The organism is Bacillus sp. AFS023182, assembly GCF_002560575.1.
In the GTDB taxonomy this organism is placed as follows: Bacteria; Bacillota; Bacilli; order Bacillales; family Bacillaceae_G; genus Bacillus_A; species Bacillus_A arachidis.
Genome location: NZ_NTRO01000175.1, coordinates 1 through 345 on the forward strand (window position 1 = coordinate 1; position 345 = coordinate 345).

Annotated in this window: 3 tRNA genes; all 3 read left to right on the forward strand. The window is 52.8% G+C overall.

From position 1 onward, the window contains the following. Window positions 1–33 precede the first annotated feature (33 nt). The 3 genes from CN288_RS28040 to CN288_RS28050 all read left to right on the forward strand — a co-directional run bounded on the left by CN288_RS28040 (window position 34) and on the right by CN288_RS28050 (window position 301). Window positions 34–110: transfer RNA gene (locus tag CN288_RS28040), tRNA-Met, on the forward strand. A 4-nt stretch (window positions 111–114) separates the two neighbouring features. Further along, window positions 115–191: transfer RNA gene (locus CN288_RS28045), tRNA-Ile, on the forward strand. Window positions 192–208: 17 nt separating this feature from the next. Continuing rightward, window positions 209–301: transfer RNA gene (locus CN288_RS28050), tRNA-Ser, on the forward strand. Window positions 302–345 lie beyond the last annotated feature (44 nt).

Sequence of the window (345 nt, forward strand, 5' to 3'; positions counted from 1 at the left end):
GATCCCGCTAGGCTCCACTTATAACTTTATTATGGCGGTGTAGCTCAGCTGGCTAGAGCGTACGGTTCATACCCGTGAGGTCGGGGGTTCGATCCCCTCCGCCGCTACCATAAAGGACCTTTAGCTCAGCTGGTTAGAGCAGACGGCTCATAACCGTCCGGTCGTAGGTTCGAGTCCTACAAGGTCCACCATTTAAAGTAAATACTCTGGAGGTATACCCAAGTCTGGCTGAAGGGATCGGTCTTGAAAACCGACAGGCGGCGAGAGTCGCGCGGGGGTTCGAATCCCTCTACCTCCTCCATTTTTTTAAAAAAGAATATGATATCGTCGCGGGGTGGAGCAGTC